Consider the following 14,309-nt stretch of genomic DNA (forward strand, 5'->3'; position numbering starts at 1 on the left):
CGAACGCCCTGACGGAGGTGGGCACGGTCACGGGCATCGGCCGCAATCCGACCTCGATCGCCAACTCCAAGGGCGAGCCGAGCGGCAACACGCAGACCCAGGTGCTGGTGAACTCGCGCACCGACCGCAAGGTCTCGTGGGTGCGTTTCTCGGGCAACAGCGGCAGCATCGTGCGCACCTTGCAGGACACGCGACTGGCCGACCCGATCGCGATCGAGGACGCGGACAACTTCGCCACCATGGGCTACGTGGTGAGCGTGGCCGACTATGCCGGCAAGGCGCTGCGCAACTACCGCTACGGCCCGGTCATCTTCACCGACGGCAAGGCCTGCGCGACCGCCACCAGCTGCCCGGTGACGCCAACCGGCGGCGTGGCGATCGAGTACGGCGGTGCGATGGCCTTCGAGGGCAAGCCCTTCCAGGTGAAGACCAGCAACGTGCCCTGATCGGCAGACTCTGGCCCTCGGCCAACGCCGCGAACGGCCCGCTTCAAGCGGGCCGTTTTTCTTGGTTCAGCGCCGCGAGCCGCTGTGGTGTCCCGACGTCGGTCCACGGCCCGTCATACAGCTCGGCGCTGATGACGCCCGCCGCCATGCCGGCGCGCAGCAGCGGTGCCAATGCGGCCTTCGTGCCACCGGGGTTGCCGGGCGGCATGGCGCAGAACGGCGGTGCGAACAGGCCGGCCCGGTACAGCGCGATGGTCGAGAAAGTGTGCTTGTGCGCCGCCTCCGACAAGGCGCTGCCGTCGGCGGCGATGCCGAAGTCCCCCAGCGGGTTGTGCGCCGGATTCGCGACCAGCCACAGGTGCGCGAGCCGGCCGCTGGCCGCAAAGCGCTCGACCGCCTGGGGGGTGAAGGCGAAGCCCGGGGCGAACACGTCGCCCGCCACCACCCAGAACACCTCGCCGAGCATCGGCAGCGCCCGCACGATGCCGCCTGCGGTCTCGAGCGCGCCGCCGAAGTCCCGCCCTTCGTGCGAGTAGCGCAGCGTCGAGCCCTCGTGCCGGGCGCCGAAGCGTGCTTCGATCTGCTCGCCCAGCCAGGCCGTATTGACGACCACGTCGCCGAAGCCGCCGGCGGCCAGCGCTTCCAGCGGCCACTGCATCAGCGGCCGGCCATGCACCTCCAGCAGCGGCTTGGGCACCTGATCGGTCAGCGGCCGCATGCGCTCGCCGCGCCCGGCGGCCAGGATCATCGCCTTGACGGGACTCATGCGGCGACCGCGCCGATCTGCCCGCGCAACAGGCTGTGCCGCTCGGCGCGGCCGGGCAGGAACAGCGCCTCGAGGGCCGCCATCAGCTCCTTGGCCTTGGCCGAGTGGTCGGCGCCGAAGTTGCAGACATAGACATCGATCGTCACGCCGCGCTGCTCCGGCCAGGTGTGGACGCACAGGTGCGACTCGGCCAGCAGCACGGTGGCCGTCACGCCGCCAACGCCTTGCGGCGTCGATGGAAAGGCATGGAACAGCCGCCCGACGACTTGCAGGCCGGCGGCTTCCGCGCGCGCGACGCAGGCCGCGCCAAGGGTGGCGGCATCCACCAGCCAGTGCGCATCGCAGCGGCAATCGAGAAGGTCGGCAGTCAGGTGGAGCCCTTGCATGGACCGGCACTCTAGCAGCCCGTTCCAGCCCATTCCGGGCCCGTCCCACCCCGCCCGTTAAAATACCGGGTTCCCCCTAACCTGCCCCCAGAAAGCCACAGATGGCCAACCAAGCCTTGATGGCCAACGCGATCCGCGCGTTGGCAATGGATGCCGTTCAACTCGCCAACTCGGGCCATCCCGGTGCACCGATGGGCATGGCCGACATGGCGGTTGCGCTGTGGGGCGATCATCTGAGGCACAACCCGACCAACCCGCATTGGTTCGACCGCGACCGCTTCGTGCTGTCGAACGGGCACGCCTCGATGCTGATCTACTCGGTGCTGCATCTCACCGGCTATGCGCTCCCCATCGAGGAACTCAAGCGCTTCCGCCAACTGCACAGCAAGACCGCCGGCCATCCCGAAACCGGCATCACGCCCGGCGTCGAGACCACCACCGGCCCGCTGGGCCAGGGCCTCACCAACGCGGTCGGCTTCGCGCTGGCCGAGAAGCTGCTCGCGGCCGAGTTCAACCGCAAGGGCCACGAGATCGTCGACCACCACACCTACGCCTTCCTGGGCGACGGCTGCCTGATGGAAGGCATCAGCCACGAGGCCGCCGCGCTGGCCGGCGCCTGGAAGCTGGGCAAGCTGATCGCGCTCTACGACGACAACGGCATCTCGATCGACGGCCAGGTCAAGCCCTGGTTCATCGACAACACCGAAGAGCGCTTCAAGGCCTACGGCTGGCACGTGATCGGCCCGATCGACGGCCACGACGCCAAGGACGTCTCCAAGGCCATCGAGAAGGCGAAGAAGAACGGCGACCGGCCGACGCTGATCATCTGCAAGACCCAGATCGGCAAGGGCAGCCCGAACCGCGCCAACACCGCCAAGGCGCACGGCGAGCCGCTGGGCGCCGACGAGATCGGCCTGACCCGCAGCGCGCTGCACTGGACGCACGCGCCCTTCGAGCTGCCGGCCGCGGTCTACGAGGAATGGGACGCCAAGGCCGCCGGCGCCAGGAACGAAGCCGAGTGGAACGACAAGTTCGCGGCCTATGCGAAAGAGTTCCCCGACCTGGCCGCCGAATTCACCCGCCGCATGAAGGGCGAGCTGCCGAAGAACTTCCACCAGACCGCCTTCGACACGGTGGTGGCGGCCCACACCAAGGCCGAGACCGTGGCTTCGCGCAAGGCCTCGCAGCTGGCGCTCGAATCCTTCACGGCCGCGCTGCCCGAGCTGCTGGGTGGCAGCGCCGACCTGACCGGCTCGAACCTCACCAACACCAAGAGCACGCCGAGCCTGCGCTTCGACAGCCATGGCGCCGTGGTCCGCAGCGAAGGCAACGAGCAGATCCCCGACGGCTCGATCGGGCGCCACATCAACTACGGCGTGCGCGAGTTCGGCATGGCGGCCATCATGAACGGCGTCGCGCTGCACGGCGGCTTCATTCCCTACGGCGGCACCTTCCTGACTTTCAGCGACTACAGCCGCAACGCGATCCGCATGGCGGCGCTGATGAAGCAGCGCGTGATCCATGTCTTCACGCACGATTCGATCGGCCTCGGCGAAGACGGCCCGACCCACCAGTCGATCGAGCATGCGGCCTCGCTGCGGCTGATCCCCAACCTCGACGTCTGGCGCCCGGGCGACACCGCCGAGACGGCCGTGGCCTGGGCCGTGGCGCTGCAGAACGCCGACCGCCCGACGGCGCTGCTGCTGTCGCGCCAGAACCTGCCCTATGCACCCAAGAAGGACCTGAGCGACATCAGCAAGGGCGCCTACGTGCTGTCCGAGCCCGAAGACGTCGGCCTCAAGAACAAGAAGCTCAAGGCGGTCATCATCGCCACCGGCTCCGAGGTGCAGCTGGCGCTGCGCGCCCAGGAACTGCTGGCGGCGAAGAAGATCGGCGTGCGCGTGGTCTCGATGCCCTCCACCACCACCTTCGACCGCCAGGACGTGGCCTACAAGAAGAGCGTGCTGCCCAAGGGCACGCCGCGCATCGCGGTCGAGATGGGCTGCACCGACGGCTGGTGGAAGTACGGCGTCGCGGCCGTCGTCGGCATCGACACCTACGGCGAGTCGGCACCGGCCGGCGTGCTGTTCAAGCATTTCGGATTCACGGCAGAGAACGTCGCTGCCACGGTCGAAGCGGCGCTCGCGCGCTGACATCGGCCGCCCCAGTTTTCAACCTCCAGGAGCAAAAAGACATGACTATCAAACTCGGCATCAACGGTTTCGGTCGGATCGGGCGCAACGTGCTTCGCGCGGCGGTACAGAACTTCAAGCACGACATCGAAGTGGTCGCGATCAACGACCTGCTCGAGCCCGACTACCTGGCCTACATGCTCCAGTACGACTCGGTGCATGGCCGCTTCCAGGGCGAAGTCACGGTCGAGGGCAACACGCTCGTCGTCAACGGCAAGAAGATCCGCCTGACGCAGGAACGCGACCCGTCCAAGCTCAACTGGAGCGATGTCGGCGCCGACATCGTGCTCGAATCGACCGGCCTGTTCCTGACCAAGGACACGGCACAGAAGCACATCGACGCCGGTGCCAAGAAGGTGCTGCTGTCGGCCCCCAGCAAGGACGACACGCCGATGTTCGTCTACGGCGTCAATGACAAGAAGTACGCCGGCGAAGCCATCATCAGCAACGCCAGCTGCACCACCAACTGCCTGGCGCCGCTGGCCAAGGTGCTGAACGACAAGTGGGGCATCAAGCGCGGCCTGATGACCACCGTGCATGCCGCCACGGCCACCCAGAAGACCGTCGACGGCCCGAGCAACAAGGACTGGCGCGGCGGCCGCGGCATCCTCGAGAACATCATCCCGTCGAGCACCGGTGCGGCCAAGGCCGTGGGCGTGGTCATCCCCGAGCTCAACAAGAAGCTCACGGGCATGAGCTTCCGCGTGCCGACCTCCGACGTCTCGGTGGTCGACCTCACGGTCGAGCTGGTCAAGGACGCCACCTACCAGGAAATCTGCGCCGAGATGAAGGCCCAGAGCGAAGGCGCGATGAAGGGCGTGCTCGGCTACACCGAAGACAAGGTCGTCGCCACCGACTTCCGCGGCGACCCGCGCACCTCGATCTTCGACGCCGATGCCGGCATTGCGCTCGACGGCACCTTCGTCAAGCTGGTGAGCTGGTACGACAACGAATGGGGCTACTCGAACAAGTGCCTGGAGATGGTCCGGGTGATGGCCAAGTAAGCCACCGCCAGCCCATGAAGAACGCGCCCTCGGGCGCGTTTTTTTCTGGCCTCGTCAGTCGATCGTCCTGCGGCTGCCGACCCAGGCTTCGAATTCCTGGTCCTCGAAGCGGTAGAGGCCGTGGTCGACCCGGGCCATCGCCTGCATCTTGGGCCCGGTCAGGCGGCGCAGGGCGCTTCGGGGCACGCTGGCCGTGACGTCCTCGCTGCCCATCAGCGCGCGCAACTGCGTCAGTGCGGCGGCGCCATACAGGTCCTGCACGCCGCGCGCGGCCAGCAGCAGGACCGCGCGATCGGACCGGTTCATGGCCTTCCAGGCCCTCGCGTGGCCACTGTCGTCGTGCACGCGCGCCAGCGTGTGCTGCAGCGCCAGTTCGGGGCCCTGGCCCTGGTACAGCAGGTAGCGCTCGACATACCAGCGGAAGAATTCGGGCGTTTCCTTCAAGGCCTGGAACGCCTGCCTGGCATCGGCCAGGGCCAGCGGCTGCTTGGCCAGCCGCTGGACCTGGGCCACCGTCGCCGCGACGAAGGCATCGCCCAGCAGCGGGAACGGCTCCACCGGCGCCCAGTTGTAGAACGGCGCCGATGCCCGCGAGAACATCTCGCGCAGCGCCGCTTCCGACGAGCCTGCGAACAGGACCTTGACGCTGGCCTTGCGAATGTCCAGCCCCGCGCGCAACGAATGCGCCACCTGCCGGTGCTCCGGCGCGGCGAGCACCTGCGCCTCGTCGATCACCAGCAGCAGCCGCTTGCGGGTCTTGTCGACCGCCTGCAACGCCGCCTGGATCGCCGGAACCGCCAGCTTTTCCTTGTCGGCCAGGTCCAGTTCGAGCGTGCCCTCGATGCCCAGGGGCAGCTTGCCGCCGGCCTTCATCTTGCGGATGGGTGTCGACAGGTCTTCCCAGAACTGCGCCAGGCCCCTGGGCTTGGCGGCCGAGAGGATGGCCGTGGCGATCGCCTGGCCCGGATGGTCGGCGTCGTCCCAGAGGTTGGTGTAGGCGGCCAGGTGGCTGGCGGCTTCGGCGGCCGGCAGCAGGTCGTGCTTCAGGAATTCGCTCTTGCCCATGCGGCGGCGGGCGAACAACCCGCGGGCCGACACCAGGCCGAGGTCGAAGGCCTGCAGGTAGCCCCCGGCGAGCTCGGGGCGGGCAAAGTGCCAGGGGTCTGATGGCGTGCGCATCCGACAAATTCTGGCACGATTTTGTCAATTGACAGAAATGTGGAAATTTCTGTCGGAATCGAGCCTCAGGCCGGCTCGAGCACGTGGATCAACCGGCTCTCGGTCCAGTCCTTGACCTTGGCGCCGTAGGCGGCCATGTGCGGCGCTGCCGCGTGGGCCTGCAGGTCGGCCAGCGTTTCCCACTTCTCGACCACGACGAAGGTGTCGGCGCCGAAGCTGCCACGCGAGGCCGGCATGCCTGCCGCGTCGATGGTCGCGGTGTACTCGATGCAGCCCTTCTCGGCCAGCACCGCGGGCCGGTTAGCCCGGTAGGCCTCGAGGATCAGCGCGCGTTGGCCGGGCTTGGCGGTGATGACGGCGACGACATGGATCATGGACGATGGCTCCTTTGGAATGAACCATCGAATCTACGGGCAAAGCGGCGCGCCCGCCTGTCACATCGGCGCGGGCACCTGCACCATCCACAGGATGCCGAAGCGGTCCTCCACCATGCCGAAGGCCGGCGACCAGAAGGTCTTGCCCATCGGCATCTGCACCTGGCCGCCCTCGCCCAGGGCGTCGAACAGCCGGCGGGCTTCGGCCTCGTCGGCGGCGCTCAGCGACAGCGCGAAGCCCTTGAACGCGGCCTGGCCCTTGGCGAAGCCATCGGAGGCCATCAGCATGGTCTCGCCGATGTTGAAGCTCGCGTGCATCACCTTGTCGTCCGAGCCCGGCGGCACCTTGTCGGCCGGGATCGGATCGGGACTTTCCTTGAAGCGCATCAGCATCGTGACCTGGGCGCCGACCGCCTTGCGATAGAACGCGAGCGCTTCCTCGCAGCGGCCGTCGAAGAAGAGATAGGACTGGACTTGCATCGTGACTTTCCTTTCGGTGAGCGGTGGAAGCGGATGTTTGTGTACAACGTCCACAAAAGATAGCAAACATAATGGACGCTGTCCACATGAAAAATCGATGAGCTCCTCCACCGTTCCCCCTGCTTCCGTGCGCAGCACCTACCGCCATGGCGACCTGCGCCGGGCCCTGCTCGAATCGGGCGTCGAACTGGCGCGCGCCGGCGGCCCCGAGGCGGTGGTGCTGCGCGAGGCGACGCGCCGTACCGGGGTGGTGCCCAACGCCGCCTACCGGCACTTCGCGAGCCGGCAGGCGCTGCTGCAGGCGGTGCGGGCCGCGGCGCTGGCGGCGGTGGCACGGGCCATGGAGGCCGAACTGGCGACCCTGGCCCCGACGCCCGATCCCGCCGCCTACGCCCGGGCCAGCGTGCGCGCCGTGGGCACCGGCTATCTGCGCTTCGCCCGGGCCGAGACCGGCCTCTTCCGCACCGCCTTCGCGACGCCGCTCGACGTCGAGGACGCGCTGCCGGACGCCAAGGGCGGCGCGAGCGGCCTCAACCCCTTCGAATTGCTCGGCGCCGCGCTGGACCGACTGGTGCAGGCCGGCGCCATGCCGCCCGCGCACCGACCGGGGGCCGAGTTCCTGGCCTGGTCGGCGGTGCACGGCCTGGCCCTGCTGAGCATCGACGGCCCGCTGCGCGGCCTGCCGGTGCCGGAGGCGGAGGCGCTCGGCCAGCGGCTGCTCGACATGGTCGAGAAGGGCCTATGAATACGGGGTGTAACCCTAAAATACTTGTACTTTAGTACTCCAAAAGCTAAGTTTGCACGCTCTTGAATGGAGCGTGTACGGATGGCGATGCTGATCTTGATGACCCCCACCGGCCAGACCACCCAGGTGCCGGTGTCGGAGCCCGGCATGACCATCGGCCGAGCCGAGCACAACCACGTGGTGCTGGCGTCGCCGCGGGTCAGCCGCTTCCACGCCAGGCTGAGCACCGAAGGGCCGCTGGTGATCCTGCGCGACCTGGGCAGCCGCAACGGCACCTTCGTGAACGGCAAGCGCGTCGAGCTGCAGGTGCTGGCCAATGGCGACAACATCGACATCGCCGGCTACTGGATGCGCTTCCTGGCCCCGGAGCAGGAGGTGATCGGCGATGAAAGCGTCCGCTTGATGAGCGAGCGCGGCGACCTGGCCTGAGACCTCCCGGGCCGCGCTCAGCGGGTGTGATGCACCGGCGCGGTCTCGTACACCGGCGTCGGCAGCCCTTCCATCCGCGCCTTCAGCTGCAGCGCCAGGAACTGCGAGTAGTGGCGCGACTGGTGCAGGTTGCCGCCATGCACCCACAGCTGCGGCACCTGGGTGGGCTTCCACATGTTGCGCAGCTCGCCCTCCCAGGGACCGGGGTCCTTGGGCGTGTCGGAACCCAAGCCCCAGACCTTGCCGACCTTGTCGGCCATCTCGGGCGAGATCAGCTCGGCCAGCCAGCCGTTCATCGAGCCGTAGCCGGTCGCGTAGACGACCAGGTCGGCCGGCAGCTCGCTGCCGTCGCTGAGCGTCACCGACTTCGGGTTGATGCGCTCGATGGTCACGCCGCTGCGCAGCTTGATGCTGCCGTTGGCGACCAGCTCCGAGGCGCCGACGTCGATGTAGTAGCCCGAGCCGCGGCGCAGGTACTTCATGAAGAGGCCGGAGCCGTCGACGCCGAAGTCGAGCAGGAAGCCGGCCTTCTCGAGCCGCGCATACAGGTCGGCGTCGCGCCGCTTCATCTCGTCATACACCGGCACCTGCATCGGCGCCATGATCTTGTAGGGCACGGAGGCGAAGATCAGGTCGGCCTTGTCGGTCGTGACGCCGGCCTTGAGCGCGGCCTCGGAGTAGAGCCCGCCGAGCGCCAGCTCCATCAGCGAATCGGAGGGCGCGATGTGGGTCGAGCTGCGCTGGATCATGGTCACGTCGGCGCCGTGCTCCCACAGGGCGGCGCAGATGTCGTGGGCCGAGTTGTTGGAGCCCAGCACCACGCACTTCTTGCCGCGCCAGGCCTCGGGCCCGGGGTGCGCGCTGGAGTGGTGCTGCTCGCCCTCGAAGGTTTCGGCGCCCGGGATCTTCGGCAGGTTCGGATAGCCCGACACGCCGAGCGCGAACACCAGCTGCTTCGGCCGCAGCGTGATCTCCTTGCCGTCGCGCTCGACGCTGACCACCCATTCCTTGTTCGCCTCGTCGAAGCGGGCCTTCTTCGCGATGGTCGAGCCCCAGTAGTTGAGCTCCATCACCTTGGTGTACATCTCGAGCCAGTCGCCGATCTTGTCCTTGGGCGCGAACACCGGCCAGTCCTCGGGAAACGGCAGGTAGGGCAGGTGGTCGTACCAGACCGGGTCGTGCAGGCAGAGGCTCTTGTAGCGCCGGCGCCAGGAGTCGCCGGGGCGCGCGTTCTTCTCGACGATGAGGGTCGGCACGCCGAGCCGCCGCAGCCGGGCGCCGAGCGCGATGCCGCCCTGCCCGCCGCCGACGATCAGCACGTAGGGCTGCTCGGTGGAGCCCAGCGTCTCGGCCTCCTGCTGGCGCCGTTCGAGCCAGGTCTTGCGCTGCGGGTTGGCGCCGTGCTCCGCGCCCTTGACGCGGCGCTCGCCCTTGCGCTCCTCGAAGCCCTTGAGCTCGGTCATGGTGGTGAGCAGCGTCCAGGCCTTGCCGTTGCGCAGCCGCAGGTGGCCGCGCCCGCGCGCGACCGCGGTCTCGAACGTGAACCAGGCATCGACGACGCCGTCGGCCTCGGTGGCGTCGCCCTCGACCGCGAAGGCGCTCGGCCGGGTGTCGGCCAGTCGGGCCTCGAGCATCTTGCGGATCGCCTCGGGGCCCTCCTGCGTGCGGATGTTCCAGGTGAAGGCGACCAGGTCGCGCCAGTAGCTGTCGGGCTCGAAGAGGGCCACCGCGGCGTCGATGTCGCGCCGCTCCAGCGCGGACTGGAAATCGGCCAGCCAGGCGCTGGCGGTCTGCGTCGGATGGGCGGACAGGTCGGTCATCGTCGATGTCTCCTTCGTTCGCGGCCCGCGTGCGGGCCGGGCGAGAACGCTACGCCCATCGCGGGCCGGCGTCAAACGCCCGCCGCCTTGACATCCGCCGCCGCGCCCTGATCTCATGCAAGGCCGTGCATGACACTTTCCATCCCGCCGTTGCCCGCTGGTTCGACGCCACTTTCCCGGCCCCGACCGCGGCCCAGGCCGCCGCCTGGCCGGCGATCGCCGCCGGCCGCCACACGCTGATCGCGGCGCCGACCGGCTCCGGCAAGACGCTGACGGCCTTCCTGGCGGCGCTGGACGCCCTGGTGCGCCAGGGCCTGCAAGACGGCGGGCTGCCCGACCAGACCACGGTGGTCTATGTGTCGCCGCTGAAGGCACTGTCGAACGACATCGGCCTCAACCTGCAGGCGCCGCTGGCCGGCATCCGGGCCGAACTGGCGCGGCTGGGCCTGCCCGACGTCGAGATCCGCACCGCCGTGCGCACCGGCGACACGCCGGCGCGCGAGCGGCAGCAGGCGCTGCGCAAGCCGCCGCATGTGCTGGTCAGCACGCCGGAGTCGCTCTACGTGCTGCTCGGCTCGGTGTCGGGCCGCAAGATGCTGTCCACAGTGCGCACCGTGATCGTCGACGAGATCCACGCCATCGTCGGCAGCAAGCGCGGCAGCCACCTGGCGCTGTCGCTCGAGCGGCTGCAGGCGCTGTGCGACGAGCCGCTGACGCGCATCGGCGTGTCGGCGACGCAGAAGCCGATCGCCGAGATCGCGCGCTTCCTGGTCGGCGCCGGCGCGGTGGTCGATGGCGTGGCCGACTGCGCGATCGTCGACATCGGCTATGCCAAGCAGCGCGACCTGGCGCTCGAATTGCCGCCGACGCCGCTTGAGGCCGTGATGTCCAACGCCCAGTGGGAGCAGGTCTATGCGCGGGTCGCGGGCCTGGTGCACGCGCACCGCACCACGCTGCTGTTCGTCAACACGCGCCGGATGGCCGAGCGGGCGGCGCGGCACCTGGGCGAGATCCTCGGCAAGGAGGGGGTCGCGGCGCACCACGGCAGCCTCGCGAAAGAAACCCGCCTCGATGCCGAGCAGCGCCTGAAACGCGGCGAGCTGAAGGTGCTGGTGGCCACGGCCTCGCTCGAGCTGGGCCTCGACATCGGCGATGTCGACCTGGTCTGCCAGCTGGGCTCGCCGCGCTCGATCGCCAGCTTCCTGCAGCGCGCCGGCCGCTCCGGCCATGCGGTCGGCGGCGTGCCGAAGGCGCGGCTGTTCCCGCAGTCGCGCGACGAGCTGGTGGAGTGCGCGGCGCTGCTCGACTGCGTGCGCCGCGGCGAACTCGACGCGCTGCATGTGCTGCCGGCGCCGCTCGACGTGCTGGCGCAGCAGATCGTGGCCGAGACCGCCGCGCGCGAATGGGAAGAGGACGAACTGTTCGCCCTCGTGCGGCGCGCCTGGCCCTACGCCGCGCTGAAGCGAGAGGATTTCGCGGCCGTGGTCCGGATGCTGGCGGAGGGGTTTTCCACCCGCCAGGGCGCGCGCGGCAGCTATGTGCATCGCGACGCGGTGCACCACCTGCTGCGCGAGCGCAGGGGTGCGCGCATGACCGCGCTGACCTCCGGCGGCACCATTCCCGAGACTGGCGACTACACGGTGGTGCTCGAGCCGCAGGCGCACAAGATCGGCACCGTCAACGAGGATTTCGCGGTCGAGAGCCTGGCCGGCGACGTGTTCCAGCTCGGCAATGCCAGCTACCGGATCCTGAAGATCGAGCCCGGCCGGGTGCGGGTCGAAGACGCCCACGGCGCCGCGCCCAACATCCCCTTCTGGCTCGGCGAGGCTCCCGGGCGCAGCGATGAGCTGTCGTTCGGCGTGGCCCGCCTGCGCGCCGGGATCGAGGCGGCGTTGCAGGCCCACGGCGTCGAGGGTGCGATCGAATGGCTGGCGAGCGCGCTCGGCCTCGAAGCCGAAGCGGCGCGCCAGATCGTCGAGCACCTGGCCCGCACGCTGCGCGTGCTCGGCGCGCTGCCGACGCAGGAGCGCATCGTGATGGAGCGCTTCTTCGATGCCTCGGGCGGCATGCAGCTGGTGATCCATTCGCCCTTCGGCAGCCGGCTCAACCGGGCCTGGGGGCTGGCGCTGCGCAAGCGCTTCTGCCGCCAGTTCAATTTCGAGCTCCAGGCCGCCGCCACCGAGGATGCGATCGTGCTGTCGCTGTCGACCAGCCACAGCTTCCCGTTGGAAGAAGTCGCACGCTACCTGCACTCGGCCTCGGCGCTCGACGTGCTGGTGCAGGCGCTGCTCGACGCGCCGCTGTTCGGCGTGCGCTGGCGCTGGAACGCCACCACCGCGCTGGCGCTGCCGCGCTTCATGGGCGGGCGCAAGGTGGCGCCGCAGCTGCAGCGGATGAAGTCCGAGGACCTGCTGGCCGCGGTCTTCCCGGACCAGGTCGCCTGCGCCGAGAACCTGGCCGGCGCCCGCGAGATCCCCGACCATCCGCTGGTCGCGCAGACGCTGCAGGACTGCCTGTACGAGGCGATGGATGCCGAGGGCTGGCTGCGGCTGCTCAAGAAGCTGGAGTCCGGTGAGATCGAGTTGCTGGCGTGCGATGTGCCCGCGCCGTCGGCGCTCGCGGCCGAGGCGCTGAATGCCCGGCCCTATGCCTTTCTCGACGACGCGCCGCTCGAGGAGCGCCGCACCCAGGCCGTGCAGAACCGGCGCTATGTCGATCCGGAAAGCGCCGACGACCTGGGGCAGCTCGACACCGAGGCGATCGACGCCGCGCGCCAGGAGGCCTGGCCGCGGGCGCGCAGCGCCGACGAGATGCACGAGGCGCTCCAGGGGCTCGGCGTGGTCAGCGACGCCGAGGCTTCGGCCAACACCGGCTGGCCGGACTGGCTGCAGGCGCTGGCGGGCGACCGGCGGGCGACGCGGCTGGCGGTCGCCGCCGCACCGGGCGGCGGGCTGTGGGTCGCGGCCGAGCGATGGGCGCAGGTCCGCACGCTGTACCCTGATGCCGCGACGGCGCCCGCGATCGAGCCCACCTCGGATGCGGCGCCGCCGGCGGATGCCGACGACGCCCTGCGCGAGTTGCTGCGCGCGCGGCTCGGCGGCCTCGGCCCGGTGTCGGCGGCTGCGCTGGCCGCGTCGCTCGGGCTGCCGGGGGCCGACATCGATGCCGCCCTGGGGGCCTTGCAGGCCGAAGGCTCGGTGCTGCAGGGCCGCTTCACCCCCGGCACCCCGGCGCTCGAATGGTGCGAGCGGCATCTGCTGGCGCGCATCCACCGCTACACGCTGAAGCGGCTGCGGCAGGAGATCGAGCCGGTCGAGCCGCGCGACTTCGCGCGCTTCCTGTTCGAGTGGCAGCGGGTCGCGGCCGCCAGCCGGGTCAGCGGGCCCGAAGCGCTGGCCGGGATCCTGGCGCAGCTCGAAGGCTACGAGGCGCCGGCCGGGCTCTGGGAGGCCGAGCTGCTGCCGGCGCGTGTCAAGGACTACGCCCCGGCCTGGCTGGACGAACTCTGCACGGCAGGCCGCACGCTGTGGACGCGGCTGCGGCCGCTGGCCATCGAAGGCCGGTCGGGCGGCGGCACCTCGCTGCGCGCGGCGCCGATCCTGCTGCTGCCGCGTCGCAGCGCCGCGCTCTGGACCGGCCTCGCGCCGGCGCCGGGGAACGACGAAGGCCTCGGCTCCCGGGCCCGGCGGGTGGCGGTTTTCCTGGCCGAGCACGGCGCCTCCTTCTTCGACGAAATCATCCAGGGGACGCACCTCCTGAGCACCGAACTCGAGGACGCGCTGAGCGAACTGGTGCTGCGCGGCCGGGTGCATTGCGACAGCTACGCGGGCCTTCGCGCGCTGCTGATCCCGCCCTCCAAGCGCGCGTCGACGCACGGGCGGCGACAGCGCCGCACGGCGCTCTTCGGCATCGAGGACGCCGGGCGCTGGTCGCTGGTGCGCGCGCGTGCGCCGGCGGCGGCTGAGCCGCTCGCGCGCGCCGGCAGCGAGGCGGTCGAGCAGGTCGCGCGGATCCTGCTGCGCCGCTACGGCGTGGTCTGCTGGCGCCTGCTCGAACGCGAGGCCGCATGGCTGCCGGCTTGGCGCGACTTGGTGCGCGCCTACCGCCGGCTGGAGGCGCGCGGCGAGATCCGCGGCGGCCGCTTCATCGCCGGTGTGGCGGGCGAGCAGTTCGCCTTGCCCGAAGCCATCGGCCTGCTGCGCGAACTGCGGCGCCGGCCGCTCGACGGCGCCCTGGTCTGCCTGGCCGCCGCCGACCCCGCGAACCTGCTCGGTACCGTCATGCCGGGTCCGAAGGCCGCGCGGGTGGCGGGTTCGCGCGTGCTGTATCGCGACGGCGTGCCGATCGCCACCCTGGTGGCCGGTCAGGTCGAACTCTTGGAAGCCCTGGCGCCGCCGTTGGCGCAGGCCGCGCATCGGGCGTTGATGTCGGATGCGCCTTCGCGGGTGGCCGAGCTGGTGTCGCAGCAGGCCTCGGGGTAGGCCTTCG

General features: G+C 69.9%; 11 protein-coding genes and 1 pseudogene. 6 read left to right on the forward strand and 6 right to left on the reverse strand.

Annotated features, from left to right (window positions below; translation table 11 throughout):
• Positions 1-446, forward strand: a pseudogene (locus QTI33_RS33650) (hypothetical protein); the annotation flags it as partial.
• A 43-nt stretch (positions 447-489) separates the two neighbouring features.
• Here the strand turns inward: QTI33_RS33650 and QTI33_RS33655 are convergent.
• Positions 490-1,194: a nucleotidyltransferase family protein gene (locus tag QTI33_RS33655; protein ID WP_286510986.1), complete on the reverse strand. Its 705-nt coding sequence runs from the start codon at positions 1,192-1,194 to the stop codon at positions 490-492.
• A 14-nt stretch (positions 1,195-1,208) separates the two neighbouring features.
• Positions 1,209-1,598 (reverse strand): S-adenosylmethionine decarboxylase family protein, encoded by a 390-nt coding sequence (locus tag QTI33_RS33660; RefSeq protein ID WP_286510942.1) that lies wholly within the window; start codon positions 1,596-1,598, stop codon positions 1,209-1,211.
• 101 nt (positions 1,599-1,699) lie between these two features.
• Between QTI33_RS33660 and tkt the strand changes: the two genes are divergently transcribed.
• Together tkt and gap are read left to right on the forward strand one after the other, a co-directional pair.
• Positions 1,700-3,751 carry a transketolase gene (gene tkt / locus QTI33_RS33665; protein WP_286510943.1) on the forward strand — a complete coding sequence of 684 codons (2,052 nt, stop codon included), beginning with the start codon at positions 1,700-1,702 and terminating at the stop codon, positions 3,749-3,751.
• Positions 3,752-3,792: 41 nt separating this feature from the next.
• Positions 3,793-4,794 (forward strand): type I glyceraldehyde-3-phosphate dehydrogenase, encoded by a 1,002-nt coding sequence (gene gap, locus QTI33_RS33670; protein WP_286510944.1) that lies wholly within the window; start codon positions 3,793-3,795, stop codon positions 4,792-4,794.
• A 54-nt stretch (positions 4,795-4,848) separates the two neighbouring features.
• Here the strand turns inward: gap and QTI33_RS33675 are convergent, their stop codons facing one another.
• The 3 genes from QTI33_RS33675 to QTI33_RS33685 all read right to left on the reverse strand — a co-directional run bounded on the left by QTI33_RS33675 (position 4,849) and on the right by QTI33_RS33685 (position 6,827).
• Positions 4,849-5,973 carry an ATP-binding protein gene (locus QTI33_RS33675; RefSeq protein WP_286510945.1) on the reverse strand — a complete coding sequence of 375 codons (1,125 nt, stop codon included), beginning with the start codon at positions 5,971-5,973 and terminating at the stop codon, positions 4,849-4,851.
• A gap of 65 nt (positions 5,974-6,038) precedes the next feature.
• On the reverse strand, positions 6,039-6,347 hold the full coding sequence (locus tag QTI33_RS33680; protein WP_286510946.1) for a putative quinol monooxygenase: 309 nt from the start codon (positions 6,345-6,347) through the stop codon (positions 6,039-6,041).
• Positions 6,348-6,407: 60 nt separating this feature from the next.
• Positions 6,408-6,827, reverse strand: a complete 420-nt coding sequence (locus QTI33_RS33685) for a VOC family protein (protein ID WP_286510947.1) — start codon at positions 6,825-6,827, stop codon at positions 6,408-6,410.
• A gap of 97 nt (positions 6,828-6,924) precedes the next feature.
• On the opposite strand from QTI33_RS33685, the gene QTI33_RS33690 reads away from it, so the two are divergent.
• Both QTI33_RS33690 and QTI33_RS33695 read left to right on the forward strand, forming a co-directional pair.
• The gene (locus tag QTI33_RS33690) at positions 6,925-7,572 is read left to right on the forward strand and encodes a TetR/AcrR family transcriptional regulator (protein ID WP_286510949.1); all 648 of its coding nucleotides are present in this window, start codon (positions 6,925-6,927) and stop codon (positions 7,570-7,572) included.
• An 81-nt stretch (positions 7,573-7,653) separates the two neighbouring features.
• Positions 7,654-8,001 (forward strand): FHA domain-containing protein, encoded by a 348-nt coding sequence (locus QTI33_RS33695; RefSeq protein WP_286510950.1) that lies wholly within the window; start codon positions 7,654-7,656, stop codon positions 7,999-8,001.
• A gap of 17 nt (positions 8,002-8,018) precedes the next feature.
• Here the strand turns inward: QTI33_RS33695 and QTI33_RS33700 are convergent, their stop codons facing one another.
• The gene (locus QTI33_RS33700; protein WP_286510951.1) at positions 8,019-9,821 is read right to left on the reverse strand and encodes an NAD(P)/FAD-dependent oxidoreductase; all 1,803 of its coding nucleotides are present in this window, start codon (positions 9,819-9,821) and stop codon (positions 8,019-8,021) included.
• Positions 9,822-9,826: 5 nt separating this feature from the next.
• Between QTI33_RS33700 and QTI33_RS33705 the strand changes: the two genes are divergently transcribed.
• Entirely contained in the window at positions 9,827-14,302 is a 4,476-nt protein-coding gene (locus QTI33_RS33705; RefSeq protein ID WP_444814924.1) for a DEAD/DEAH box helicase, read from the forward strand.
• Positions 14,303-14,309 lie beyond the last annotated feature (7 nt).

The sequence above is a fragment of the Variovorax davisae genome, assembly GCF_030316845.1.
In the GTDB taxonomy this organism is placed as follows: Bacteria; Pseudomonadota; Gammaproteobacteria; order Burkholderiales; family Burkholderiaceae_C; genus Variovorax; species Variovorax davisae.